A 25630-nucleotide genomic window follows, 5' to 3' on the forward strand; every position below is an offset into this window, starting at 1 on the left:
GATCCCTCGGGCTTCAGATTCGTTGGCCACCCTGCTTAGCTATTCTTGTGGCTTTGCTGGCCGGCCTTGACGTGTTGCTCGTGTGAGCCACCACGCGACGAATCACCTTGCTGCTGACCCGAACCGCTGCTGCTCTGGTTCTGCTGATCGTTCTTGTGGCTCTGCTGACCGGCTTGCGAGTGCTGCTCGCTCGAACCGCCCCGCGTGCCACCGCCTTGCTGCTGTCCCGCCTGGTTGCTGCTCTGGTTCTGTTGATCGTTCTTGTGACTCTGCTGACCGGCTTGCACATGCTGCTCGTGGGAACCGCCGCGGGTTCCGCCTTGATTCTGGTTCGACATGTCTTCGCTCCTGGTTTGATGCTGCGCTCATGCGCAGTAACTGCATAATCAATCTGCAGCCTCTTCGCGCGTATCGGTCAATGGCTTCTGCTGGCGTAGGCGCCCGCTGTCGGAGACGTCATCGAAATCCGCTGGCTTGCCCAAGTGCTACCGGCCACTGCGCGGCAGGCGAAGGGCAAACGTCGTGCCCTCGCCAGCCGATGAGCTGGCCGTGGCAGAGCCGCCGTGTGCGATCGCCACCTCGCGCACGATGTAGAGACCCAGCCCCATGCTGCCTGGCCGGTCCCCCTCCTTGCTGTCGGAGGCCACCAGACGCACCAATGGCTCGAAGATGGCCTGGCGCTGCTCTTCCGGAATCACAGGTCCGCGGTTATTGACGGAAACGACCACCTCCTCATCGCCGGCGTCGATCGCGATGAGGATGCGTTCAGCAGGCAGACCGTGTTGTATGGCGTTGCCAAGCAGATTGGACAAGGCCTGTGCAATACGGCCAGCGTCCCAATGACCGTCCAGCCTTCCCGAACTCTTCAATACGATCTCCCGGTCCGGGTAGGCGCTGCCGATTTCGTCGATCACGCGTCTTGCGATCTCGCCCATGTTGGCGGACTTCACGTCCAGCGGCAGGCCGGCTCCGAGGTGGGTCCTGGTATAGTCGAGCAGGTCGCTGACGAGCTTGCTCATGCGATGACCGCTGTTGTAGATGCGCGCGGCAATCTTGCGGTGCTGATCGTTGATATCGTCCGCCAGCAGCAATATCTGCGCCCCCTGGATGGTCGCACCCAGCGGATTGCGCAGATCGTGGCCCAGGATGGCCAGGAACAGATTGCGCGACTGTTCGAACAGTCTGGTGTAGCGTGCCAGCGATTCGGCCAGCGCCTGATCAATGGCCTCGTTGAAGCGTGTGATGTCGTCCACATTGGTTTCATACCCCTCCTTCCATTCCCGCGCCCAGAGCCGCAAAACACTGGAGCGCAGGGCACGGTATTCGGAAGCCAGCTGCTCCACATTGAAGCCCGACAAGAGCCTGGCGATAGCGTGGGTCTCGGCCGCGGTGTCATCGGCGGCGCGTGGCGCACGCCCTTCCGATTTGACGATGCCCTCGGCCTCGGTCTGGGTATTGTCCAGATCATCGGCAATGGCCCGCAGCATCACTGAGGCGTGGTTCCTCAGTGCTTTCGAATCCATGGTCAAGGCGGGCGGGGTGATCGTTTTGGCAAATTGCTCCCAGGCTTCCAGGATCAGCTCCATGCGGGAGCGGATGAAGTCGGACAAGCGCAGCACAGGTCTGTTTGACATTTTTTTTCTTCCTCCGGATCAGACTTCCAGTTATTAGAGCTTAGGGAAATGAGAACGGAAAAGCCAATGTATTGTTCCTGATGAGCGGAAAGATTCCTCGCAGAAACCAAGGATCATGCGTCGATACCGCGTCGGTGTACAAACCTTTCCCCGATGCAAGCAGATATCTGGACAGCCTGTTCCTTTACAGGACCGCCTCAATGGTGGAGAGCAACAAGGTAAAGGCACACGGCTTGGTGAGCAGAGCGGCAAAGTTTTCGCGTGCCTGCCAGGAGTTCTTCATCGGCGTGGCACTTAGCAGGACCACGGGAATGGCCGCGAATTGGGCCTCAGATTTAAGTTTGGTCGCCAGCTCCAACCCATCCATGACGGGCATGCGCAGGTCGGTAAGGACGACATCCACCCTCTGCTGTGGGTCAAGCAGCAACTCATAGGCCTGCGCGCCGTTGGCAGCCTCCAGGACCAAATAGCCTTCAGTGCGCAGCACTTCACAAAAAAGTGCGCGGACATCGGTGTTGTCTTCCACCACCAGAATGGTGCGGGCAATTTCCGTTCGTTGCATGGATGAGTCCGCTCTCTCGTACAGCGCCCGAGGTGGGCGTCAATATCGATTATGAGGCGCCCTGATCGCCACCGGGATCAGGGAATCACTCAAAACTCGCAAAAAATCGCCTACGCCGACGTAGGAAAAATCGCACAAAGCGCGGCCATGGCATGGCCTGCCGTGCACAAGGATCAGAAACGCCAGTTCGCAGAGACGGCCGCCGTCAGCTCTGCATCACCGCCGCGCCAGAGCGTGCTGGACAAGGATGCGTCGACCACCATGTCCTGCCGTACCCGGTAGGAGGCGCCGGCCTGCAGGTCCAGGCTGTCGCGCTGGATCACTTCACTGCTTGCCGCAAATGCGACGTCGGGATATCCCGCCAGGCGCGCTGTCTGCGTGGTCGTACGCGCCAGCATGTCGCGGCTGACGCCGGCACGCAGATTGGCACGGACCTGCCGCCCCGAGGCCAGCGACAGGTCGCTGCGCCATTCACCCCCCAGGCGTGCACGCATGGAACGCAAGGAATTGCTGTCCAGTTGCAGGCCCGGCCCGTCCGTATTGTTTTCCGTGATCGCAGGCCGCGACAGCACCGTATAGTCAAGACCGGCCAGCGGCCCGGCGCTGCTACCCTCGCCGATGCGCCAGCGCCAGCCACCACCCAGCGTGGCGCTGGCGACGGTCCCAGTCCAGGTGCCACGCGGCGCGCTCTGATATCCGTTGAAATCGATCTTGCGTTCCAGGCGCCCGTCTTCCACGCCCACGCGGGCCTGGGCAAAGGCATGCGGTCCGGCCAGGGGATCGGCAGCATAGGCCAGGTGTGCGCCCACATCCAGCGCCGAGGTCTCGCCGGATGCCGGGGTGCGGCCATCGACCCGGGTCGACTGCCCACTGACCGCGCCATGCAGGCCCACCGTCCAGCCATCCATGGCCAGGCCACTGCGCTCCACCCCCAGCACCACGCCATAGGTATTGCCGTTGGCGCCCACGGCACGCCCGGACCGGTCGCGCCAGTAGGCACTACCGAAAGGCATGGCGAACGCCGTCCAATCGCTGCCCGCCGGCACCTGTCCGTCCAGCATCGTGACAGCCGGTGCGCGGGCGGCCACCAGATCACCGATGTGCCGCTCACGCAGCAAGGCGCCCGAGAACATTTCGCCATAGGCCACCGGCGACAGCTGCCGCAATGCCGGTGCGATGCCACTGCCGTCGGCCGCCGAAAAGTCCAGCGCGGCCACCAGCGAACGCATGTCGCCCCGGGCATTGCCCGCTGCCACGTCAAGCGAACGCGCGACCTGCAGCGTCACGTCATCGTTGGCGTAGCGCGAATAGGCTGCATCGCGGCGCTGCACCGAAACGGTATAGCTCAGGCCACCTGCTGCGGTGACATCGGCCACCAGGGTGGGCGAAGCCAGCAGGGCGCTGGCCGACGCAAATGCGCCGCTGATGCTGCCAGCCTGCAGCCATTGATCGCTGGTGAGCGCGAAACGGTTTGCGTACCAGCTGCGTTGCGGCGCGATGCTCAGACTGCCATCCAGCGCCGCGTTGCCGCTGACGACCAGGGAACTGATATTGCCGCTGCCGTCCACGCTGGTCTGCAACCGGCCGTCGGCCCCCTGCGCGTAATTGCCGACCACCGTGATGCTGCTGCCCGGCGTGGGGGCCAGCGTGCCATGGTTGGTGAACAGGCCGGCGCTATTCAAGGTATAGCGGCTGCTGCCACCCAGCAGGGCACCGTGGGCGATATTGACCTGGTAGATCTGGTGGTCGCCGGTCAGGAAGGTGGCGCCGCCCTCGAAGGCCAGTGACAGATTGTTGATGCCCACGATATTGCCGTCATAGCGTAATGCGAAGCCAGGATCGGCCAAAGCGGTGGCGCGTCCATCGGCGTCTGGCAGGTAACCGAAGCTCAGGGTGGTCAGGCGTGGCGCACTGCCGTCGAGCTCGGCATAGTCGGAACGGATATCGCCCTGCAGCGAAGCGCCGCGCATGACGTTGATCTGGCCCACATAGGCGTTGCTGGAGATATAGATGGCGGCACTGCGGCCGGCCAGGCGCCCGGTCAGGTCGAAGCGGCTGACCAGCGGGCCATCCAGCTCCGCCAGCAGGGAGCCGGTGGCCTTCGATCCCCGGTAGATGTAGGAGCCACGGTAGTCGCTGTCATTGCCCAGGATATTGTTGCCGAAGTCGAAACTCACTGCGATACCGTCCTCGCCCAGGGCCTGTACGTCACCGCGCTGGGTGAGGGTGTGGTCCTTGCCATAGGTGAACATCACCCCGCGCCCATAGGCGCCATCGGCATAGACCCGGGTACCGGGCAGGATGATGATATGGTTGCCGGCGCCGTCGATGCGCATGCCCGCGCCACCTGCGCCAGCCGAGAGCAGGTCGGCGCGCTGGTAGATGGTATTGTTGCTGCCGTAGACATGCAGGCCCAGGCCCAGCGCGGCCAGGTTATAGGTATTGGGCAGGTAGGCGCTGCCTTCTGCATTGCGCTGGAAAAAACCGTCGTCGTTGAGGATCACCTGGCCGTCGGCGTAGACGGAACGCCCGAAGAAATTGCGACGGTCGATGTCATAGCCCAGGTCCTGCAGGATCGCCAGTTCGGCTTCCATGAAGGTGGTGTAGTTGCGGTAGCTCTGATGGCTCATCAGGCTGTTCTTGAGCTCCAGATGCGACATGAATGGCGGATCGGAATCGGTCTCGGTGCCGGTGCTGAGCGGTATGCCGCGCATGCCGGAGCCGGCCAGCACCTGCGCCACGTTCGGACCGATGAAATATCCCGAGTTCTTGCTGACGTCGAACACATCGGCACCGCTCACCTTGCTGCATGTCATGCACCAGATCACCTGGCCGGGCTGGGCCGCCTTGCCGTTGTCGTCGCGCAGGTAGGAGGTCCACTGGCTGATTCCGTCGCTGAAGCGATACACGGAAGGGCCGGAGGGCTGCTCGGCTTCGTCAATAGAAGAGCCGATCCCCAGTGCATGCCCGATCTCGTGAAAGGCGACCGCCGGCAGATCCCAGCCGGTGACATTGCGTGGCAGCTGTGAAGGGATGTAGACATTGGTGCTCGCCGGGATGTCCTGAATCCCCACGAAGCCATGCGCGCCCAGTGTCAACGGGCCGGCCTGCAGATTCTGCAGCGCCGCCTGCACCTGGGTCGGTGCAATGATCAGACCCGGCACCGACGGACTGTAGGCATGGGCGTTGTCGTTGCCAGGCTCGCTACCGATATTGATCACCGCCGGGGACGTACCGGGGATCACCTTGATATAGTTGGCCCACTGTCGAAGCCCCGCCAGGGTCTGCTGCTTGAACATGTCCGAGAGCGCAAACGGCGAGGATTGGAACGTGTCGCCCTCTTTCTGGAAGGCGCCGTCAGCAGGCCCGTAGAAACGGGCCTCGAAGATCGGCACCTGATTGCTGTCGAGAATCGTGTGTGGTTCATAGGTCTGCGCCTGTGTCTGCGCGCAGGCCAACATCGCCGCTGCGGCGACGGCCTTCAATACCAAGCCCTTCATGCTACCCCCCTGATGGCGCCGGCCGTTCCGGCCTCTGACGCATTTCTTAACGTTTTACGTGTTTTTGTTAAGGCGCCACCGTACAGCAGCCAGAGAAGGGGCAAAGCCGGCAAATAGGACGGTTTTCCACCCCTGATTGCGCGGTTCACCACCGGCGTTGCCCCCAGCCCGATCTATTGGCTGCACGCAATTACTGCTGAGCATCATTTTTGCGACAGTGGCGATGAATGGCCAGCGGTCACGACTTCGCTTGCTTCCTTGTTACGTCGTTTTTACGTCCCGTGGACGTCGCTGTTACGCGTCTGTCACAGGTCTGTCATGCCGCGGTCATGTGCCTGTCACATGCCTGTCCCGGCAGGCGGGAACACGCTTCCAGCCAGACGAAAAGCGTTCTCATTGGCGCGCAACTTGCTTAGTGTCAATGGGGGTTTCAACGGGTAGTTCACAAGATCATGCATGACAATCAACAGACCGAAGAATTTTTGCGGCATATGCCTGCCGTCGTCGACTGCGAACGTTCGCTCAGGGAGCTCAGCGTTGCCTGGCGCCTGATCGAGTCGACTGCCAAGATGGTATGTCCCACCGAAGCCAAGAGCATCCTGCCCACCATCAAGGTGACGCGCGAGGGCTTCAACCAGTTGGAAAAGAGGCTCATCGCCAATCTGGTGCAACAGAACGTGTCGAAAGTGGTGCAGGAGTTCGATTTCAAGGCCCGGGTCATCATCGACATCGTGGTCCGCAACCTGTTCGAGCGCACCGCCGATGTTGGCTTCCTGGCCATGGACGAGGCCATCCGCCAGTTCATCCTGGCCGGAGCGGACGGCGAGCGCCACCAGATCGTGGCGCGACTCAATGCCTACCGGCAAAAGTACACGGTCTATGACGAGATCTTCATTCTCGATCCACAGGGACAGGTGCTGGCCAATCTCGACCCTGCCAATACCGTCACGCAATCGCGCGACCCGCTGGTAGCGCGCACCCTGGCCGCCAACGGTTATCTGGAGACCTTTGCCGTCACCGATCTGCGCGGCGGCAGCGAACGCTCCCTGATCTACTCCCACAAGATCGTCAACCCCGAGGATGGCAAGACCATCGGCGTGCTGTGCCTGTGCTTCCCGGTGGCGGTGGAGATGGACGACGTCTTCGGCGGGTTGCGCAAGCCCAACGACCGCAGCGTCATGCTCATGCTGGACCAGGACGGACGCGTCATCGCCAGCAGCGATGCCGAACATGTGCCGGTCGGTCGCACCGTGCCGCTGGCGCTGGAAGGCCCCTACCAGTTGGTGACCCATGCCGGACGCGACTACCTGGCGCGTACCTGCGCCGCGCGCAACTACCAGGGCTACAGTGGCCCCGGCTGGTACGGCCATGTGATGGTGGCCTGCGATGTGGCCTTCCGCCAGCCGGGCCAGGACATGCTCTCGCAATACGACGCGGACCTGCTGGCCGGCGTGATGTCGCACGCCCGCTCCTTCTGCCCGCCTCTGCATGACGTCACGCTGCTGGCCGACTCCATCAACCACTCGCTGCGGCGCGTGGTGTGGAACGGCAAGATCATGGCCTCGGGCGACGCTGGCGACCTGCTGCGGCTCAAGGCCATCCTGCAGGAAATCAGCCAGACCGGAGACGAGACCAACGAAGTCTTCCGCGAATCCATCCTGGACCTGTACGCCACGGCGCTGTCGTCTAGCCTGCAGGACCTGCAGTACATCTCGCGCCTGATGGTCGACATCATGGACCGCAACCTCTACGAACGCGCCAACGATTGCCGCTGGTGGGCACTGACCCCGCGCCTGCGCCAGCTGCTGGCCCAGGAGACGCGGCGGCCCGCCGAACTGGCCGAGCTCCAGAAAATCCTGGCCTCCATCAATGCGCTCTATACCGTCTACACCAGGCTGGTGGTGTTCGACAGCCACGGCCACATCGTCGCGATGAGCAAGCCCCTCGCCGAAGCCAGCGAGGGCAGCAATCCCGGCGCCTCCGGCGGCAACCTGCGGGTGGACGAACAGCTGCTGCGCAATACCATGCGCCTGAGCGATCCAGGCCAATACTGCGTGTCGCCCTTCGAAGCGACGGCCCTCTACGATGGTGCGGCCACCTATCTCTACAGCGCAGCCATCTTCCCCCCTGAGCGCAGCGGTCCTCCGGTCGGCGGCATTGCCATCGTGTTCGACGCCACGCCCGAGTTCGCCAACATGCTGGGCTCTGCCCTGCCCGAGCAGGAAGGCGCCTTCGCCGCCTATACCGACCGCCAGGGACAGGTCATTTCCAGCACCCACCCGGATTACCCGCCCGGCAGCGTGCTGCCGCTGGGCGCGGCCACCAGCAGCAGCGCCAACGGCAGCAGCGCAGCTGAAATCCGCATCCATGACGGCCACTACATGGTGGTCGGCCACACCACCTCATTCGGCTATCGCGAGTACAAGAACAGCGACGATTACGTCAACGATGTGATTGCCATGGTCTTCACGCCCATCGGCCAACAGAGCGACGCCGTGCGTGCGCTCGACGGCGCCGATATCGAAGTCGCCAGCAGCGGCGGCAAGCTGCGCGAATTCGCCACCGTCACCATCGACGGCGCTGTCTTCGCACTGCCGGCCGGTAACGTGATCGAAGCCATCGAAGCCTCGCGCATGCTTTCCACCTCCACCTTCAAACCGGTGCTGGCGGGTGCGCTGGACTATCACGAAGGAGGCGCGGCGAAATCGGTGTTCGTACCGGTGGTGGATATGCGCCAGCTGTTGCTGTCGACCGCATCGACCACCGCCGACAGCCGCGAGATCGTCATCGTGCGCCATGCCGGGCGCCTGGTCGGACTGCTGGTCGATGGTCTGCATGACGTACTGGAATTCGGCGAAAGCCACATCGATGCGCCGCTGATCATGTTCGGCGGTGGCGTCAATTACATCGGCAACCTGATCCGGACCGCCAAGCCTGGCGACACCATCCAGGTAGTGGATGTGGAACGCATCGTCATGAATTTCTTCGGGCCGCGCAAGGAGGCCTACCTGGCCGCATCCTGATGCGAGTGGTGGATAGCAGCGGGTGACCGACGGCATCTGTCATCGGTCACCCGCCCTCAGTTACCTTCCTCAATTGCCCGCCCTCAGCCGTCACCGCCGGATAGACCCGCGGCATTCCTGACGGCTGTCATCTGCGCCAGGATGGAGACGGCGATTTCAGCCGGCCTGTGACTATCGATAGGCAGACCGATCGGCGCATGCAGTCGCGCAATCTGCGCCGCGCCGAGATCGAACAAGGCCAGCCGCTCGCGACGGCGCTGGCTGCTGGCACGCGAACCCAGGGCGCCGACATAGAAGGCCGAAGAAGTCAGCGCCTCCAGCAGGGCCATGTCATCCAGCTTGGGATCGTGGGTCAGTGCCACGATGGCAGTGTGGGAATCGGGCTTCATCTCCAGCACCACATCATCGGGCATGCCGGCGACCAGCCGGGTACCGGCGATATGCCAGCCCGCCGCATACTCCTCGCGCGGATCGCAGACCAGGACCTCGTAGTCGAGCATCATCGCCATCCTGGCCAGCGCCTGTGACAGCTGTCCGGCGCCGATGATCAAGAGGCGCCAGCGCGGCCCGTAGCATACGGTGAAATCAGGCTGCGCCAGCACTGGCCCGGGCAAGGCACCGTCGGCATGGCCCAGCCGCGTGCAGCGGGACAGGCCGCTGGCCAGATCGAGCTGGCGCCGGATGCGCCCCTGCGCGGCGGTGACCTGCAGCACTTCGTCGAGCCAGCCGGAGCCCGGCAGCGATTCGCGTACCAGGACCAGGGTTCCTCCACAGGGCAAGCCAAACCTTGCGGCCTGCTCCCGCGTGGTGCCATATTCCAGAACAGCGGGGCGCACAGATGTCGCACCCTCCTGACGCACGCGCTCGATGAGGTCATCCTCGACGCATCCGCCGGAGACCGATCCCACCACGCAACCATCGTCCCGGATGGCCAGCATCGCCCCGGGACTGCGGGGCGCGCTGCCCCAGGTACGCGCCAACGTGAACAGGTGTACCTGGTATGCTTGCCGCCGCCAGTCGCGGGCCGTGCGCAAGACCTCCAGATCCAGGCTTTCCATGTCTGTCCGCCCTGCCTCAGACCGCGGCCAGACGAAATACGCCCATCGACAGCTTCACCGCCCCGGCCTGCTCCACCAGCGACGCCGACGAGGCCGCAGCCTGCTCCACCAACGCCGCATTCTGCTGGGTAATGCGATCCAGCGAAGACAATGCCGCCGCCACCTGCTGCACGCCCTCGCGCTGCTCGATGCTGGCGCGGGAGATCTCGTCGATCAGGCCGCTCACGCCACCGATGGATGAGACAACCTCAGTGATGGTGGTCGCCGAGGTCTTCACCTGCGCCTGTCCCTGGCTCACGCTGCGTAGCGATGCGGTGATCAGCTCGGCGATTTCGCGTGCTGCCGTAGTGCTGCGCTGGGCCAGCGTACGCACCTCGCTGGCCACCACCGCAAAGCCACGTCCGTTCTCACCGGCGCGGGCCGCCTCCACTGCAGCATTGAGCGCCAGGATATTGGTCTGGAAGGCGATGGCCTCGACCACCTTGACGATCTGCCCGATCTGCGCGGCATCGTCGGCCATGGCCTGCATGGTCTGAACGATGCGATCGAAGGCCTGCCCACCGCGTTGCGCCACATCCGCAGCCGCCACCGCATTGGCCGCCGCAGAGACGGCGTGATCGGCATTGTTCTGGATGGTGGCGGCCAGTTCCTCCATGCTGGAGGCAATCTCCTGCAGCGACGATGCCTGGCTCTCGGTGCGCTGGGACAGGTCCATGTTGCCGGCCGCGATGTCCGAACAGGCCCGCGTCACGCCATGCACATCACGACCGACTTCGCCGATCAGGCTGACCAGGCTGCTCCTCATCAGCAGAAGCGCCCGTACCAGATCGGCGGCATGTGGCTGGGCGGTCTGATCAAGGGGCGCATCGAGATCACCGGCAGCCATCCGATATGCAAAGTCGGTGGCCTGCTCCAGCGGCCGCATCAACTGTCGTCGCTGCCAGAGACTGCCCAGCACCAGCATGGCCAACGCCACCGCCAGCATGACCAGTGCCGGCACCCGGCTTGCTGCAGACCACAGCAGGCCGGCTGCCAGTGCGCTCGCCAACGGCAAGGCCTGCCACAGCACGATCCGCTTGAGCAACCCCGGTCGCCACAGCCGCTGCACCATCCCCGGCATACCGGTGCGCAGGAACTGGCCGCCGCGCACGGTCCAGCCACGGGCGCGCCGCTCCTTGAAGCGGCGCAACATGGCAGCGGCGAAACTGACCTGCTCCGCTGGCGCATGGGTGCGCACCGAGGTCGATCCGATCACGCGCCCGCCTTCCCGCACCAGCGAGACATTGGTCATGGCCCAGATACGCTGCCCATCGCTGCCCCGGATGCAGGTCAGTCCGGCCCACCGGCGTCCCTGCTCGATCGTGGTACGGCGCATGTCCTTGACGGCTTCGGCCGGCACGTCGGGATCGATCAGGCGCGTGTAGGGCATGCCCACCAGCTCCTGCATGGGGATACCTACCTCGTCGGCGAACGCCTGGTTGGCATAGGTGATGATGCCCTCCGAGCTGGTCCGGCTGATCAGATACTGTCCCGGCCGCAGTGCGCGACCATCTTGCTGCTGGCTCACCATCCCCCTCCTCAGCACCGTCCGGCCAACCCTCCGGCGGCGATAGTTTCCCGCGATTAATAACGAACATCATTCTGTTATTTTGCATCCTTCGATGTCAAGAAGAATTCCGCGATCGAGATCATCATCAGGTGGCGCAGCAGCGCGTCGAACTATCCGCGTCACGGCATCGGCAACGCAGCGTCGCACACGAACAACGACGGAACGCAGAGGTGTGCGATAGCGAGCATTTCCTCACATCGCCCCACAATCCACTACGCATATGGCTTCCATGAGCATGAAGAATAAAAAACGCACCAAAAACGCGAATATGGACAGCTGAACTTCTTTTTTAAGTGCATGTGACGGAACGACTGCACCATTTGTTTCCCCTGCCATCCTGCCCTGCCTTCCCCGGCAAGGACGCGTGAAGAAAAAACTTTCGCCTCACACGACAATAACGATTGACATTCATTTTATTGAGATTAAATAATGTCATTCATTATTTGACGCACATCAAAGCAGGCGCCGCGCCGCCCACTCGTTCAGATCCATTGCAGTCCGATTCATCCGTAGCGCCACCGCCAGCGGTGGTTTTCAACGCTGTCTTGATTGTTCAACCTGAAGGGGAAATAAAAGTGAAGAAACGTCTGTTAGCCGCCGTCTCCGCCGGCCTGTGCCTGGGGGGGCTGGGTACCGAAGCGATGGCCCAGAGCAGTGTCACCATCTACGGCATCATCGATACCGGGGTCGAATATCTCAATCACACCAATGCCGCCGGCCAGGGCAAGCTGCGTACGCTGCCGCTGACCGGACTGCTGCCCTCGCGCATCGGTTTCAAGGGAGTCGAGGACCTGGGCGGTGGCTTGCGCGCCTTCTTCAATCTGGAAAGCGGCTTCGTGCCGACCACCGGCGGCATGGGCCAGGGTAACCGCCTGTTCGGACGACAATCCAATGTCGGCCTGATGGACCCGACCTGGGGTACCTTCACGCTGGGTCGCCAGTACAACATGACGGCCATCTCGCTGATCGCCGCCGACATCATGGGGCCGGCCAACCACGGCCTGTCCAACATGGACTCCTACCTGCCCAACACGCGCAGCGACAATGCGCTGGGCTACATGAACAAGATCGGCAACACCACCGTGGGCGCCACCTATAGCTTCGGTCGCGACACCTCCACGGCGGGCGGGCCTGCGGCCACCAATTGCGCTGGCGAGAACGCCGCCGATGCGCAAGCCTGTCGCCAGTGGACGGCGTTGATCAAGTACGACACTGCCACCTGGGGCGTGGCCACCGCCTACGACACCCTGCGCGGCGGCGCCGGGGCGGGCAACCTGCTCACCAGCAGCAACTACAAGGACAACCGCGCCTCGTTCAATGGCTGGTTCAAGGTCGGCGATCTGAAGATCGGTGGTGGCCTGATTGCCCGCCACCTGCAACGTGCGGTCGATATCAACTACAACCTCTGGTATCTCGGCGCCAGCTACGCGCTCACGCCACAGTGGCAGGTCGAAGGCCAGGTGGCCCATCTGGATACCCGCAACTCACCCGACGACAGCACGCTGGGAACGGCACGGGCGATCTACTTCCTGTCCAAGCGCACCAGCCTCTACGCGTCGTATGCGTACATCAAGAATCGCGGCAACGCCGCCATTGCCGTCAGCTCCGGCAGCACGGTCGGTGTCGGCCAGAACCAGTCCAGCGTGATGGCCGGCATCCGGCATACCTTCTGAAGCAGCTTTACTCCTGAGGATCCCTTTGTAGGACTTGGCGGAACGCATCGAGGCGTTCCGCTTTTTTTTGGGCGTCCCGGAGGGCCGGAGAGGGACGAAAAAAGGCGCCGTCGCGACGGCGCCTGCTCTTCCATCTGGTCGGCCTCAGAAGGGAGGCAGTCTTGCCTCGCCCTGACGCATCTCGGGATGATGCAGCACGTCCAGCACATGTGCCGGCGTAAACGGCTGCTGCCATACACCCTGCCCAAGCGGGCGCAAGGCGTCGTTGACGGCGCACCAGATGGCGCCAATGGCCCCCACCGTCCCGGCCTCGCCCACCCCCTTGGCACCGAGACTGGTTTCGCGCTCGGGCGTGGTCACATGGCCCACATGGATCTGGGGCATCTCTGAGGCCATCGGAATCAGATAGTCCGCCAGCGAGGCATTGCTCATCTGCCCGTTCTCGGAATAGATGCACTGCTCGAACAGGGCCGCGCCTATCCCCTGCACCACGCCACCTCGGATCTGCTCATCGGTCAGCAGCGGGTTGACGATACGTCCGCAATCTTCCACCACCCATACGTCCAGCACGCGGATCATGCCGGTCTCGATATCGACCTCGACCTGCGCCGCCTGCACCCCATTGGCGGCGAAGTAGGGCTTGCCGGTCGGCGCATAACTGCGCTCCATCGTCAGTTCCGGGATGACGTCCAGCTTGATGGCGGTCGAATCGTAATGCGCCTTGAGCGCCACCTCCGCCAGGCTCATCAAGGCTTCGCCGTCACGCCCGATGATCATGCCATCGACGATATCGAGCCCGTCCTGCGATTGCTCGCCAAGGGCCGCTGCGATCGACAGGATATTGGCGCGCAGCTGCGCTGCGGCCAGCAGGGCAGCTTCCCCGGCCAGGGAGATGCCGCGCGAGGCCCAGGCACCGCCCCCCAGTGGATCGCGGGAGGTATCGCCGGCCGCCACCGCCACCGTCTCCAGCGGACTACCCATGGCCTGGGCCACGATCTGGGTCAGGCCGGTGCGCGTGCCCTGCCCCTGGTCGGTCGCGCTCGTGCGGCACTGGATGTGACCAGAGGGCAGCAGGCTCAGGCGCACTCCCTCCTTGCCGGCCACCCTGACCTGATTGGGTCCGTAAAGGCCCGCGCCCACGCCGGTCAGCTCGACGAAGGTGCACAAGCCGATGCCACGATAGACGCCGCGCTGGCGCAGCGCCTCCTGCGTGGCGCGCAGCTGGCGGTAATCCATGTTCTCCAGCAACTGATCCATGCAGGCGTCCAATGACAGCGGCCCCAGCGGGATGCCGCCGGCAGCAGGCAGCATCGGCGCCTCGGCCGGACGCGCCGGCAGATGATTGCGGCGGCGCATGGTGACCGGATCCATGCCGATGGCCGCCGCCGCGTCATCGATCAGTTGTTCGATGACGGCGCAGGCGATGGGCTGGCCCACGGCACGATAGGCACCGGTCGGTACCTTGTTGACGAAGGCCCCGCGCACCCGCCCGCGGAAGGCGTCGATGCGGTAGGCCGAGCCGCACAGGTCGAGCGCCTGCAAGGCTTCGCCGATACTGGAACGCGGGTAGGCGGACACCGCCCCGAAGCAGAACAGCAGATCCACGTCCAGCCCCAGCAGGTGTCCTTCGGCATCCACCGCCAGTTGCGCCTCGACGCTGGCGTCCCGGGCGTGGACATCGGAGACGAAGGATTCCAGGCGGTCCGCCTGGAATTTGACGGGCCGGCCCAGCAGCATCGCAATGGCGACCACCGCGATCTCGTCGGCATAGGCGTGCAGCTTGATGCCGAAAGCGCCCCCCACGTCGGGGCTGGCGACCCTGACCCGCTCCAGCGGCAGGCCCAGCAGGCTGGCGTAGATCTCCTGCATCTGGAAGGGCGCCTGATGGGATTGCTGGATATCCAGCTCGCCGGTGCGCCGGTCAAAGCTGGCCAGGATGCCACGTGGCTCCAGCGGCACACCGGTCTGGCGACCGAAGCTGAAACGGCGTCGTACCACCTGGGCAGCGCCGGCAAATGCGGCGGCCACATCACCCTTGCCGATCTTGCGCTCCAGCGCCAGGTTGTGCTCGATGGCCGGGTGGCAGGGTGGACAGCCGGGTTCCAGTGCGGTGGTCGGGTCGACCACGGGCTCGCCCTCCTCCCAGTCGATCTCGATCAGTTCGAGCGCGTCCTCGGCCTGCGCGCGCGTAGCGGCCACCACCGCCGCCACCGCTTCGCCCTGCCAGAACACTTCGTCGATGGCCAGCGGATTCTGCGGTGCCGAGACATGCTCCGGCCACATGGCAAAGCGGGTGGTCCAGCCAGCGCAGACGGTCGCCAGGTCGGCGCCGGTGACGACCGCACTCACCCCGGGCATGGCCGCAGCGGCGTCGACATTGATCGCGTGCAAACGCGCACGCGCGAACGGACTGCGGTAGAACACCACATGCTGCATATCGGCCAGCACCAGGTCGTCGAGATAGCGTCCGCGTCCGGCCACGAAACGCTCGGCATCCGCGCGGGCGACGCTACGGCCGATCAGGCCAGCGGCCGCGGTCTGGGCGGCGGCGCTCATGCATCCTCCCCGGCGGCCATTTCGATGGCATCGACGATGGCCTGGTAACCGGTGCAACGGCAGTAATTGCCCGAGATGGCATCGCGGATCTCCAGGCGGCTGGGGCAGGCCTTGGCCTGCAGCAGTTCGTTGGCCGTCATCAGCATGCCCGGCGTACAGAATCCGCATTGCATGGCATTGCGCGTCACGAAGGCGCGTTGCAGGGCGGCGATCTCGCCGCTTTCGGCCAGCCCCTCCAGGGTCTCCACGCTCAGGCCGTCGACCTGCACCGCCAGCATCAGGCAACCGCGCACCACCGCGCCATCGACGCGCACATTGCAGGCACCGCAGACGCCGACCTCGCAGCCGACGTGAGCTGCCGTCAATCCCATGTCCTGGCGCAGGAAGTCCACCAGGTTGCGGCGCACCGGCACCAGGCAATTGACGTCCTTGCCGTTGAGGGTGAATTGGATGTTGGCGTGTTCCACGCAACGGACGGACAGGTCATCCATGGCTGGCTCCGTAAGGAATGGTTGAATCGGCCGGCGCGCCGAAGGTCGCCGCCAGCACGCGACGTATCAGGGCGGCCGCCTGCAGGCGCTTGACCTCGGGGCTGCCGAAGTGGTTGTGATCGGGATTGAGCTCGGCCACGGCAGCCCTGGCGATCTCCTCGCCCAGCGCAACGGACCACGCCTGCCCCTGCGCCAGTGCAGCGGCCGCGGTGGACAGGATGGGCATGGGATCGGTGCCGAAGGTGGTCAGCCGCAGGTCGCCGATGATGCCCTCGGCATAGCTGGCCCGCAGCGCGACGCCGACCATCGCGAAGTCCCCATGGCGGCGCGCCAGCTCGTCGAAGCCGAAGACCTCCTGCGGCTGGCAGGCCGGATAGAGTGCTTCGATCAGGATTTCGTCATCCTGGCGGGCCGTCTCGTACAGACCGAAGAAATAATCCACTGCCGGCACCTCGCGCACGCCGCCGTCACGGCTCTGCAGCACCAGCAAGGCATCCAGGGTGATGGCGCAGGCCGGCATCTCCGCCGACGGATCGGCCAGCGCCAGACTGCCGCAGGTGGTACCGCGGTTGCGCACCGCCGGATGGGCCACATGGCGCATGGCCATGTGCAGCAAGGGCAGATGTTGTTCCACCAGCGGTGAGCTGGCGGTCTCGGCATGACGCACCAGGGCACCGATGCGCACATGGCTGGCATCCTCGGCCAGCACGATGCCCTTGAGCTCCTCGATGCGATTGATGTCGATGAGCAGGCTCGGCGCCGACAGGCGCAGATTGAGGGTGGCGAACATGCTCTGGCCGCCGGCCAGGATGCGCGCATCGCTGCCGTGTTCAGCCAGCAGCGCGCACGCCTCTTCCAGCGAACTCGGGCGGGCGTATTGGAAACCTGATGCCTTCATGCAATATCCGATAAGTTGTGACAGGCCGGGTGGGCGCAGCCGGGATGCGCACGCTCACACGCCCATGTAACGATGCACCAGGGAGGGGTCCTGCTGCAACTGTTGTGAGCTTCCACTCCAGGCGATACGTCCCTTCTCGACCACATAATGGCGGTCAGCCAGTCCCATGAGCGACTGGATGTTCTTGTCGATGACGATCATCGACAACCCTTCTTTCTTCAGTTCGTGCAGGGCGCGCCAGATATCGGCACGCGCCACCGGCGCCAGGCCTTCGGTGGCCTCGTCCAGCACCAGCAGGGAGGGATTGGTCATCAGCGCACGCGAGATGGCCAGCATCTGCTGCTCGCCGCCGGACAACTGCGAACCCATGTTCTGACGCCGTTCCGCCAGCCGTGGAAAGAATTCATAGGCGCGTCGCAAGGTCCAGGGACGACTGTCGGCCTGCCCGGCGCGCGCCGGACGGGCGGTGGCGATCAGGTTTTCTTCCACGGTCAGGTCGGCGAAGATCTGGCGCCCTTCGGGCACCAGCCCCAGGCCACGGCGCGCCACTTCGTGACAAGGCAGGGTATCGATGCGCTGGCCGCCAAAGCTGATGCTGCCGGCACTCGGACGCAGCAGACCGAACAGGCATTTGACGGTGGTGGATCGGCCCATGCCATTGCGACCGAGCAAGGTGATCACCTCACCGCGCTGCAGGTCCAGCGAGATGTCGAACAGGGCCTGCGCCCGACCGTAGGAGGCCTGCAGCCCGCGGATGGATAACTGTTCAGCCATGAGCGGCTCCAGAAAAAGTCCCTGCCTCATCACCCAGGTAGATGGCGCGGACCTCGGGGTGATTGCGAATTTCATCGGGCGTGCCACAGAAGGCGGCACGACCCGATACCAGCACCGTGATGCGATCGGCCAGGGCGAAGACCGCATCCATGTCGTGTTCGATGAGCAGCATCGAGTAACGGCCCTTGAGGGATTGCAAGAGTTGTACCACCGATGCCGATTCTTCGATGCTCATGCCGGCCATGGGCTCGTCGAGCAACAGCAGGCGCGGCTGCGCGGCCAATGCCATGGCCAGCTCAAGCTGGCGTCGCTCGCCGTAGCCCAGTTCTCCTGCCAGCGTATCGCGGCGGGCTTCCAGGCGGGTGGCAAGCAGTGCCTGCTGCGCGTCCTGGCAGGCCTGCTCACGGGCCATCATCGGACGCCAGAAACCGTAGCCGCCAGTCGCGCCGACCGCCGCCAGCACGGCGTTTTCCATCACGGTGAACTCTTCGAAGATGGAGGTGATCTGGTAGGAGCGCAGCAAGCCCCGGCAGGCGCGCTGATGCAGCGGCAGCGTGGTCACCTCCTCATCGCCGAACCAGACCTGGCCGCTGTCGGGCCGCAGCTCTCCGGAGAGCTGGTTGATCAGGGTGGTCTTGCCGGCCCCATTGGGGCCGATGATGGCGTGCAGTTCGCCGGGACGGATGTCCAGGCTGACGTCGTCGGTCACCAACAGGCCGCCGAAGCGCTTGGTCAATCCCTGGGTACGCAGGCCGTTCATTGCTTGGCTCCATTGGCGACGATGGCAGTCGCATCGATACGGCCGGATGCGCCGCGTTGGCAGCACCGCACATCCAGCCAGTGCAAGGCACCCATGAGTCCGTCACGACCGGTGAGCGCGATGAGGATGATCATCGGCCCGAAGATGAGCATCCAGTGCTCGGTATACGACTTCATCACCTCCTCCAGGCAGATAAACGCCAGTGCACCCAGCAACGGACCGAATACGCTGCCCATGCCGCCCAGCACGACCATGACGATCAGCTCGCCGGACACCTGCCAGCTCATCAGCCCCGGCGAGGCATAGGCATTCAGATTGGCCAGCAGGAAACCAGCCAGGCCGCACAGGATGGCGGAGAGCACATAGGCGATCAGTTGCAGACGGCGGGCCGGGAAGCCCAGTGCGCTGATGCGCGCGAGGTTCTGGCGCGAGCCGCGCAGGGCCATGCCGAAGGGCGCGTGCCGCAACCGGTGCATCCACAGCAGGGTCACCGCCAGCACGCCCCAGGCGGCATAGAACAAGGGCAGCACCGAGCCGAGGTCGATCCCCGCGCCCAGCCGGCTGGTGGCGATGATGGACATGCCATCGTCACCCCCATACTGCTTGAGGCTGACGAAGACGAAATAGCCCATCTGGGAAAACGCCAGGGTGATCATGATGAAGCCGATGCCACGGGTGCGCAGGCTGATGGCACCGGTGAGCGCCCCGATACAGCCGCACGAAACCAGCACCAGCAGCAGCTGCGGCCACGCCGATTCCAGCCCGGCCAGCGAGGACAGGGAGACGCAATACGCCCCCAGGCCAATGAAGAGTGCGTGTCCGAAGCCGATCAGGCCGGCATAGCCCAGCACCAGGTTGAGCGCACTGGCGGCCAGCGCATAGATCAGCACACGCGCCAGAAAGCCCACGTAGAACTGTGCACCCAGTGCAGCGGCCACCGGTGGCACGGCCAGTAGCGCCAGCAACAGCAGCAGGGGAATGCCCAGGCTGGGACGGAACAGGGAGGAAGTCGTCTTCATCGTCTTGCCACGAAAAGGCCTTGCGGACGCAGCGCCAGGACGGCCGCCATCAGCAGGTAGATCAATAGGGAAGCCAGTGCCGGACCAGCCGCATCGGCCAGCTGGCGGCTGACCATCTCACGCAACAGCATGGGCAGGAAGGCCCGTCCCATGGTATCGACGACACCGACGATCAGGGCCGAATAGAACGCGCCCTTGACCGAACCGATGCCGCCGATGACGATCACCACGAAGGTGGCGATCAGGACCGGCTCACCCATGCCGGCCTGGACCGACAGGATGGGGCCGGCCACGGCACCCGCCAGTCCGGCCAGGGCGGCACCGACGGCAAACAGCAGGGCATTGAGGAAGCGGATGTTGATCCCCAGCGCGCCCACCATGGCCGCATTGTTGGCGCCGGCACGGATGAGCATGCCCAGGCGGGTGCGGTGGATCATCCAGTAGCACCCGACGGCCACGGCCAGACCGACCACGATGACCGCAAAGCGGTACAGCGGATAGGGCAGGCCGAACAGGTTGATGACACCGTCCAGCATCGGTGGCACCGAGACGAACAGGGGCTGCTTGCCCCACAACATCGAGGCCAGTTCATTGAAGAACATGATCATGCCGAACGTGGCCAGGACATGGTTCAGGTGGTTCTTGTCGTACAGCCGCACCACCGCCACCCGCTCCAGCAGCACACCGATGGCCAGGCAGCCCAGCAGCGCGGCCAGCAGCCCCAGCAGGAAGCTGCCGGTGGCATTGGCGACCGAGGCCGCAATGTAGGCCCCCATCATGTACAGCGAACCGTGCGCCAGGTTGACGAAGCTCATGATGCCGAACACCAGGGTCAGGCCGGCCGCCAGCAGGAACAGCAAGACCCCGTACTGGAGACCGTTGAGCAGTTGCGCAAACAGTAGCATGATGGCCTCTCTCACTTCAGGGGACAGGCCGCCACGTAGGCATCCTTGTGGTCCACCAGCGGGGTGGCGACCAGCTTGCCCTTGATCTGATCGCCTTCCTTGACGATCTCGAAGGCATAGTAGTTCTGGATCGGCATGTTATTGGTGTTGAAGCGGAAGGGACCGCGTACCGATTTGAACTCCGCACCGGCCGCCTTGACGGCAGCGGCGAAGGCCACCTTGTTGGAGGTGTCGCCCTTGAGCTTGCGCACTGCCGTATCAAGCAGGAAGGCCGCGTCATAGGCATTGGCGGCATAGGTACTCGGAACACGCTTGTAGCGGGATTCGAAGGCTTTGACGAACTTCTGGTTTTCCGGATTCTCCAGCGCCGGATTCCAGGTATTGCCGCTGATCACGCCCACGGCGGCCTCGCGCAGGGCCGGCAGATTGGTACCATCGACGGTGAAGGTGGAATACACCGGTACCTTGCCGATCACCCCGGCCTGCTTGAGCTGCTTGGTAAAGTTCACGCCCATGCTGCCGGGGTAGAACATGAAGACCGCATCCATCTTGCTCAGCTGCAGCTGGGTGATCTCGGCCGAATAGTCGGTCTGGTTAATCTGCGTATAGACCTCGGCGGCCACGCCTCCCTTGTACCAGCGCTTGAAGCCGGCCAGCATGTCCTTGCCGGCCTGGTAGTTGGGAGCCATCAGATAGACATTCTTGTAGCCCTTGTCCTGCACCAGCTTGCCGATGGCTTCGCCCGAACCGTCATTGGGGTAGGCGATGGAAAACACATTGGCGCCGCACTCCGCACCGGCCATCGGCGAGGGGCCGCCGGCCACGGCGATGGAAACCACACCGGATTCCTTGAGTCGTCGCAGATTGGCCATGATGATGTTGGAGTAGCCCAGGCCGACGATGGCATCGACCTTGTCCAGTTCGATGAACTTGCGCATGACCTGCGAGCCCACATCCGGCTTCATCTGGTCGTCCCCCTGCAGCACCTGCACCTTCTGTCCGCCAAGCTGGTTGCCAAGCTGCTCCAGGGCCAGGCCGAAGCCGTCGATATATTCCTGGCCGTCGGCAGCCATCGGCCCGGAGAAGGGGCCGGACAGGCCAATCTTGATATCGGCCATGGCCTGCTGCGGAAACGCCAGCACTGCCAGCCCCGCCAACGCCCCCAGGGCACTCACCATCGACTTCACTACCGCAGATCTTTTCATTTTCATTCCTGTTCGTGGCTAAGGTTGAACTACGAATGCTGCTTGCTGCGTGCGGGAAAACTTGAACGTGGGCGACCGTGCTGCCCCACTAGCGTGCTACGCGTGACCACATGCTGCGCAGGGCGCCCTGACGCGGCTGCTCCTGCGCCGGCTGATCGCCCGGGCCATCGGCCGCGGGTGCGGCGGCGGCCTCCGGTTCGAACAGCTTGACGAAGCGAGCAAAGAAATCATCGGCCATCTTGCGGGCCGAACTGTCGATCAGGCGTGCACCGAGCTGCGCCAGCTTGCCGCCGACCTGGGCCTGTACCTCGTATTGCAACAGCGTGCCCTCGCCTTCTTCCGGTGCCACCAGCCGCACTGCGGCGCTGCCCTTGGCAAAGCCGGCCATGCCGCCCTGGCCTTCGAAGGTAATCGCATAGGACTGCGGCGCCACGATGTCGGTCAGGCTCATGCGTCCCTTGAACTTGGCCGAGACCGGACCGATCCTGATCGACATGCCCACTTCGTACTCATGCTCGCCGACCTGCTCCAGCCGGTCGCAGCCGGCGATGCAATCGCGCAGGCTGGCCGGATCGTTGAGGGCTTCCCATACCGCCTGCCGGGAGGCGGGTACCAGACGTTCGCTGATCATTTCCATGCTTGATTCGCTCCTCTTTCAATTGCCTGTCATTCGTATAGTCCGCCCGCTCCGTGGGCGCTGCGCTGCGTGCGGCGTGCTCCTGGCTGCCGGCGCCCTCAATGCGCCAGCAGCAGCGCCTGTATCGCGGCCGCATCCGGCAATGGCGACTGCGCCAGAATCAGCATGAGCAGGATGCGCAGTTTGGGGGCGGCCAGATCGCCTCCCGCCAACACCCCGTCACGTTGCAGGAAGGCCTGCGGCGGTACCACGCCACGCGCAGCGCGTGCGGCCTGCACCACCACCACACCCTGCGCCACTGCACGCTGCAGGGCGGCGCGTTCACCATTGGCCGGGCGGCCGGGTGCCAGTCCGATGCTGATGATTCCCCGGGCGCCTGCCGCCAGCACGCCATCGATGGCCGCACCGTCGGCACCGGCATAGGACACCACCATATCCACGCGTGGCAAGGTCCGGCTCGACGACATGTCGAGCGCCGGCAGCATGCTGTGCGATATCGATGAAGTCACGCGGCGGCGCAGCACCACGCTGCCATCAGCGTCCACCCGACCGAGCGGGCCATAGGGCGTGGCCTCGAATGCGTGCAGCTCGAAACTGGCGGCCTTGCTGACATCGCGTGCCGCAAAAACCATGCCATCCATCACCACCAGAACGCCCTGCCCCTGGGCCTGTGGGGCAGCCGCCACCGCCAGTGCTGCGCGCAGATTGGCCATGGCATCGCTGCCCGACGTGTTCAGCGGACGCTGTGCTCCGGTGAGCACGATCGGTTGGCGGATATCGGTGGCCAGCTGCAGAAACCATGCGGTCTCTTCCATCGTCGCCGTGCCATGGGTAACGACGATGCCGGTCAGGCCGGGGTCGTCCTGCACCGTGCGCCTGATCAGCTGCGCCAGCTCCATCCAGTCCTGCGGCAGGATGCCGGTGCTGCCGATCATGCGGAAGGACTGCGGCAGGATCTCGATATCCAGGTCGACCTGGTCCAGTTGTTCCACCAGATCGTCGATGGGATGCACCACGCCGCTCTCGCTGTACTCGACCCAGTCGAAGGCATGCCGCGCATGCATGGCGAAGGTGCCACCGGTGCCGATGACAGCAACCCGTGGCTTACCCGATGCGCGGGACAGGCCGCTCATGCAGCCACCAGACGCAGGTACAGCACACCCTCTTCGAGACGGATCTCGTGGCTGCGTACATCACGTGTCAAGGGCGCCGACAAGGCCTTGCCGGAACGGATGTCGAACAGTCCGGCATGCAGGGGGCATTCGACCTCGAAGCCGTCGATCTCGCCTTCCGACAAGCGCGCATTGCCATGGCTGCAGATGTCGTCGATGGCATATACCTCGCCATCCACCAGGAACAGGCCGACCTGCGCACCGCCCAGCTTCAGCGAGCGACAGGCGCGATCACCAAACACCTCGGCCAGCGGCCCCAGCGTCAACCAGCCCTGGGCATCGGGCGACGGCGGGGACGCCTGGGCGTCTGCCGCCACGATAGGCAGGATGCCATTCACAGGCCGGCCCTCGCTTCCAGCAATTTGGCCTCATGCACCTTCATGGCACCGACCAGGTCGCGGATGCGGGTGATGCCACGACGTACACAATAGGCCTGGAGGTCGTCGATGACGCGCGGCATGGCGCTGGTGCTGATGAAATTGGCCGTGCCCACCTGTACTGCCGTGCAACCGGCCAGCAGGTATTCAATGGCGTCCTCGGCGGTGGCGATGCCACCGCAACCGATGACCGGAATGCTGACCGCCTGCGCCGCCTGGTAAGCCATGCGCAACAGGATGGGCTTGGTGGCACTGCCGGTGATCCCGCCCATCAGGTTGGCGACCTTGGGTTGATGACTTTCGATATCGATGGCCATGGCCAGGATGGCGTTGGAACTGACCAGGGCGTCTGCGCCCCCCTGCTCGGCGGCACGGGCGATCACGGCGATGCTGCCGACATTGGGCGAGAGCTTGGCCCAGACCTGCAGGTCGGTGTTGCGCTTCATCGCCTTGATCACCGCTTCGGTGGCCTGTGGGTCCATGCCGAAGGCCTGGCCATCCTTCTTCAGGTTGGGGCAGGAGATATTGGCCTCGATGGCGGCCACGCCCGGCACGCTCAGGCGTGCGGCCAGCTCGCCGAACTCTTCCACGGTATTGGCTGAAATGCTGGCCACCAGAGGGGGCGTGTAATTCCGGTAGAACGGCACCAGCTCTTCCAGATAGTGCTCCGGCCCCTTGCTGGGGATACCGATGGAGAACAAGGTCGAATTGCGCAGCTCGGCCACGCGTGGCGGGGTGTTGCCCTCGCGCAGGTCGCTGGTGATGGTCTTGGTGACGATGGCACCCAGACGATTGAGATCGATCACCTTGGCCATGCCCTCGGCAAAGGTCCCGGAGCCGGGCATGACCGGATTCTGCAAGGTCAGCTTACCGATGGATACGCTCATGTCTACCATGTCACTGTCTCCTGCGCGTCGAACACCGGGCCATCCCAGCACACGCGTCTGTAACTCATCGTTTCCGAACCAGGGCTCTTGCGGAATGGCCGCACGCAGGCAAAGCACATGCCCAGCGCACATCCCATCAATTGCTCCAGCGCCACCTGGGCCGGCACGTCCAGCTCCTGGCCCAGTCGCTGCAACGCCAGCAGGAAGCGGTTGGAGCCGCAGGTGGTCAGCAGGTCGAAGGGCAGCTGCGCATGCCGTTCACGTACCAATTTTTCGATGTGGGCGATGTCACTGCTGCCATCCTGGTCATGCACCACGATGACATCTGCCCCCACCGAGCGCAGGTATTGCTGCGACATCACCAAGGCCGGCGAACGCGCCGAGAGGATGGCCGTCACCCTTGCTCCGCGCTGCACCGCGTGCTGGGCCAGCGGGGCCATGGTGGCCAGGCCCACGCCGCGCGCCAGCACCAGCACATGGCGGGCCTGCGGCGGCAGAGTGAAGCCCTGGCCGACCGGCCCGAAGGCGTCCAGCGTGGCGCCCGGCTCCAGGGTGGCCAGGCCACGGGTACCGGCGCCCTGCACCTTGTAGAGAAATTCGATGGTGCAGTCCTGCGGCGAAACGCGGTACAGGCTCATCGGTCGGCGCAGGTAAGGCACGTCGTTGCCGGAGGGCGGGCAGTTGAGGTGGAAGAACTGACCCGGCAGCACCGCCAGCGCAATTGGCGGCGCCTTCAGGACCAGGTGCTTGTACTCGGCGTTGACCCACGCATTGCTCAGTACCTGGCACAGGTTCTCGGCGATGGTGAAATCTGCGCAGTGGCCGCCGCAGGACGAGGCCGCTGTACTCGGCGCTGGCTGCAGCGGGATAGGGACGCTATTGGTCATGAT

General features: G+C 64.2%; 21 protein-coding genes. 2 read left to right on the plus strand and 19 right to left on the minus strand.

Annotation, left to right across the window (positions count from 1 at the left end; all coding sequences use genetic code 11):
• Window positions 1–35: 35 nt before the first annotated feature.
• From HFRIS_RS03490 to HFRIS_RS03505, 4 genes are all read right to left on the minus strand, one after another.
• Window positions 36–338: a hypothetical protein gene (locus HFRIS_RS03490; RefSeq protein WP_006461848.1), complete on the minus strand. Its 303-nt coding sequence runs from the start codon at window positions 336–338 to the stop codon at window positions 36–38.
• A gap of 147 nt (window positions 339–485) precedes the next feature.
• Window positions 486–1619 carry a sensor histidine kinase gene (locus HFRIS_RS03495; RefSeq protein ID WP_006461849.1) on the minus strand — a complete coding sequence of 378 codons (1134 nt, stop codon included), beginning with the start codon at window positions 1617–1619 and terminating at the stop codon, window positions 486–488.
• 199 nt (window positions 1620–1818) lie between these two features.
• The gene (locus tag HFRIS_RS03500) at window positions 1819–2196 is read right to left on the minus strand and encodes a response regulator (RefSeq protein ID WP_006461850.1); all 378 of its coding nucleotides are present in this window, start codon (window positions 2194–2196) and stop codon (window positions 1819–1821) included.
• Window positions 2197–2369: 173 nt separating this feature from the next.
• Window positions 2370–5696, minus strand: coding sequence for an autotransporter outer membrane beta-barrel domain-containing protein (locus tag HFRIS_RS03505; RefSeq protein WP_006461851.1), 3327 nt, complete (start codon window positions 5694–5696; stop codon window positions 2370–2372).
• A 491-nt stretch (window positions 5697–6187) separates the two neighbouring features.
• On the opposite strand from HFRIS_RS03505, the gene HFRIS_RS03510 reads away from it, so the two are divergent.
• Complete coding sequence (locus tag HFRIS_RS03510) at window positions 6188–8719, plus strand: chemotaxis protein CheW (protein ID WP_039874268.1); 2532 nt, start codon at window positions 6188–6190, stop codon at window positions 8717–8719.
• Between the two features lie 83 nt (window positions 8720–8802).
• Here the strand turns inward: HFRIS_RS03510 and HFRIS_RS03515 are convergent, their stop codons facing one another.
• Both HFRIS_RS03515 and HFRIS_RS03520 read right to left on the minus strand, forming a co-directional pair.
• A complete protein-coding gene (locus HFRIS_RS03515) occupies window positions 8803–9777 on the minus strand; it encodes an XdhC family protein (RefSeq protein WP_006461853.1) in 975 nt (324 codons plus the stop codon).
• Between the two features lie 16 nt (window positions 9778–9793).
• Complete coding sequence (locus HFRIS_RS03520; RefSeq protein WP_161625959.1) at window positions 9794–11344, minus strand: methyl-accepting chemotaxis protein; 1551 nt, start codon at window positions 11342–11344, stop codon at window positions 9794–9796.
• Window positions 11345–11961: 617 nt separating this feature from the next.
• Here HFRIS_RS03520 and HFRIS_RS03525 point away from each other — a divergent pair.
• The gene (locus HFRIS_RS03525) at window positions 11962–13059 is read left to right on the plus strand and encodes a porin (protein WP_006461855.1); all 1098 of its coding nucleotides are present in this window, start codon (window positions 11962–11964) and stop codon (window positions 13057–13059) included.
• A gap of 144 nt (window positions 13060–13203) precedes the next feature.
• Here the strand turns inward: HFRIS_RS03525 and HFRIS_RS03530 are convergent, their stop codons facing one another.
• From HFRIS_RS03530 to HFRIS_RS03590, 13 genes are all read right to left on the minus strand, one after another.
• On the minus strand, window positions 13204–15615 hold the full coding sequence (locus HFRIS_RS03530; protein ID WP_006461856.1) for a xanthine dehydrogenase family protein molybdopterin-binding subunit: 2412 nt from the start codon (window positions 15613–15615) through the stop codon (window positions 13204–13206).
• The gene (locus tag HFRIS_RS03535) at window positions 15612–16106 is read right to left on the minus strand and encodes a (2Fe-2S)-binding protein (RefSeq protein WP_006461857.1); all 495 of its coding nucleotides are present in this window, start codon (window positions 16104–16106) and stop codon (window positions 15612–15614) included. Before HFRIS_RS03535 ends, HFRIS_RS03530 begins: the two co-directional genes overlap by 4 nt.
• Window positions 16099–17004 carry an FAD binding domain-containing protein gene (locus HFRIS_RS03540; RefSeq protein WP_006461858.1) on the minus strand — a complete coding sequence of 302 codons (906 nt, stop codon included), beginning with the start codon at window positions 17002–17004 and terminating at the stop codon, window positions 16099–16101. The genes HFRIS_RS03535 and HFRIS_RS03540 overlap by 8 nt, the downstream gene beginning before the upstream one ends.
• Window positions 17005–17058: 54 nt before the next feature.
• Complete coding sequence (locus tag HFRIS_RS03545; protein ID WP_006461859.1) at window positions 17059–17778, minus strand: ABC transporter ATP-binding protein; 720 nt, start codon at window positions 17776–17778, stop codon at window positions 17059–17061.
• Window positions 17771–18538 (minus strand): ABC transporter ATP-binding protein, encoded by a 768-nt coding sequence (locus tag HFRIS_RS03550; protein WP_006461860.1) that lies wholly within the window; start codon window positions 18536–18538, stop codon window positions 17771–17773. Before HFRIS_RS03550 ends, HFRIS_RS03545 begins: the two co-directional genes overlap by 8 nt.
• Window positions 18535–19557 carry a branched-chain amino acid ABC transporter permease gene (locus tag HFRIS_RS03555; RefSeq protein WP_006461861.1) on the minus strand — a complete coding sequence of 341 codons (1023 nt, stop codon included), beginning with the start codon at window positions 19555–19557 and terminating at the stop codon, window positions 18535–18537. Before HFRIS_RS03555 ends, HFRIS_RS03550 begins: the two co-directional genes overlap by 4 nt.
• A complete protein-coding gene (locus HFRIS_RS03560; protein ID WP_006461862.1) occupies window positions 19554–20462 on the minus strand; it encodes a branched-chain amino acid ABC transporter permease in 909 nt (302 codons plus the stop codon). The genes HFRIS_RS03555 and HFRIS_RS03560 overlap by 4 nt, the downstream gene beginning before the upstream one ends.
• An 11-nt stretch (window positions 20463–20473) precedes the next feature.
• Window positions 20474–21667, minus strand: a complete 1194-nt coding sequence (locus HFRIS_RS03565; RefSeq protein ID WP_039874205.1) for an ABC transporter substrate-binding protein — start codon at window positions 21665–21667, stop codon at window positions 20474–20476.
• 88 nt (window positions 21668–21755) lie between these two features.
• Window positions 21756–22304: an SRPBCC family protein gene (locus HFRIS_RS03570; RefSeq protein ID WP_006461864.1), complete on the minus strand. Its 549-nt coding sequence runs from the start codon at window positions 22302–22304 to the stop codon at window positions 21756–21758.
• A gap of 98 nt (window positions 22305–22402) precedes the next feature.
• Window positions 22403–23437 carry an asparaginase domain-containing protein gene (locus tag HFRIS_RS03575; protein ID WP_006461865.1) on the minus strand — a complete coding sequence of 345 codons (1035 nt, stop codon included), beginning with the start codon at window positions 23435–23437 and terminating at the stop codon, window positions 22403–22405.
• On the minus strand, window positions 23434–23814 hold the full coding sequence (locus HFRIS_RS03580; RefSeq protein ID WP_006461866.1) for a non-heme iron oxygenase ferredoxin subunit: 381 nt from the start codon (window positions 23812–23814) through the stop codon (window positions 23434–23436). Before HFRIS_RS03580 ends, HFRIS_RS03575 begins: the two co-directional genes overlap by 4 nt.
• Window positions 23811–24749, minus strand: a complete 939-nt coding sequence (locus tag HFRIS_RS03585; RefSeq protein WP_006461867.1) for a dihydroorotate dehydrogenase — start codon at window positions 24747–24749, stop codon at window positions 23811–23813. The genes HFRIS_RS03580 and HFRIS_RS03585 overlap by 4 nt, the downstream gene beginning before the upstream one ends.
• On the minus strand, window positions 24743–25627 hold the full coding sequence (locus HFRIS_RS03590; protein ID WP_006461868.1) for a dihydroorotate dehydrogenase electron transfer subunit: 885 nt from the start codon (window positions 25625–25627) through the stop codon (window positions 24743–24745). Before HFRIS_RS03590 ends, HFRIS_RS03585 begins: the two co-directional genes overlap by 7 nt.
• Window positions 25628–25630 lie beyond the last annotated feature (3 nt).

Source organism: Herbaspirillum frisingense GSF30, from assembly GCF_000300975.2.
Lineage (GTDB): Bacteria > Pseudomonadota > Gammaproteobacteria > Burkholderiales > Burkholderiaceae_D > Herbaspirillum > Herbaspirillum frisingense.

Coding starts and splice junctions, on each gene's coding strand:
- HFRIS_RS03490 (WP_006461848.1), bottom strand. CDS start 338: ATGTCGAACCAGAATCAAGGCGGAACCCGCGGCGGTTCCCACGAGCAG.
- HFRIS_RS03500 (WP_006461850.1), bottom strand. CDS start 2,196: ATGCAACGAACGGAAATTGCCCGCACCATTCTGGTGGTGGAAGACAAC.
- HFRIS_RS03505 (WP_006461851.1), bottom strand. CDS start 5,696: ATGAAGGGCTTGGTATTGAAGGCCGTCGCCGCAGCGGCGATGTTGGCC.
- HFRIS_RS03510 (WP_039874268.1), top strand. CDS start 6,188: ATGCCTGCCGTCGTCGACTGCGAACGTTCGCTCAGGGAGCTCAGCGTT.
- HFRIS_RS03515 (WP_006461853.1), bottom strand. CDS start 9,777: ATGGAAAGCCTGGATCTGGAGGTCTTGCGCACGGCCCGCGACTGGCGG.
- HFRIS_RS03530 (WP_006461856.1), bottom strand. CDS start 15,615: ATGAGCGCCGCCGCCCAGACCGCGGCCGCTGGCCTGATCGGCCGTAGC.
- HFRIS_RS03535 (WP_006461857.1), bottom strand. CDS start 16,106: ATGGATGACCTGTCCGTCCGTTGCGTGGAACACGCCAACATCCAATTC.
- HFRIS_RS03540 (WP_006461858.1), bottom strand. CDS start 17,004: ATGAAGGCATCAGGTTTCCAATACGCCCGCCCGAGTTCGCTGGAAGAG.
- HFRIS_RS03545 (WP_006461859.1), bottom strand. CDS start 17,778: ATGGCTGAACAGTTATCCATCCGCGGGCTGCAGGCCTCCTACGGTCGG.
- HFRIS_RS03550 (WP_006461860.1), bottom strand. CDS start 18,538: ATGAACGGCCTGCGTACCCAGGGATTGACCAAGCGCTTCGGCGGCCTG.
- HFRIS_RS03555 (WP_006461861.1), bottom strand. CDS start 19,557: ATGAAGACGACTTCCTCCCTGTTCCGTCCCAGCCTGGGCATTCCCCTG.
- HFRIS_RS03560 (WP_006461862.1), bottom strand. CDS start 20,462: ATGCTACTGTTTGCGCAACTGCTCAACGGTCTCCAGTACGGGGTCTTG.
- HFRIS_RS03565 (WP_039874205.1), bottom strand. CDS start 21,667: ATGAAAAGATCTGCGGTAGTGAAGTCGATGGTGAGTGCCCTGGGGGCG.
- HFRIS_RS03570 (WP_006461864.1), bottom strand. CDS start 22,304: ATGGAAATGATCAGCGAACGTCTGGTACCCGCCTCCCGGCAGGCGGTA.
- HFRIS_RS03575 (WP_006461865.1), bottom strand. CDS start 23,437: ATGAGCGGCCTGTCCCGCGCATCGGGTAAGCCACGGGTTGCTGTCATC.
- HFRIS_RS03585 (WP_006461867.1), bottom strand. CDS start 24,749: ATGGTAGACATGAGCGTATCCATCGGTAAGCTGACCTTGCAGAATCCG.
- HFRIS_RS03590 (WP_006461868.1), bottom strand. CDS start 25,627: ATGACCAATAGCGTCCCTATCCCGCTGCAGCCAGCGCCGAGTACAGCG.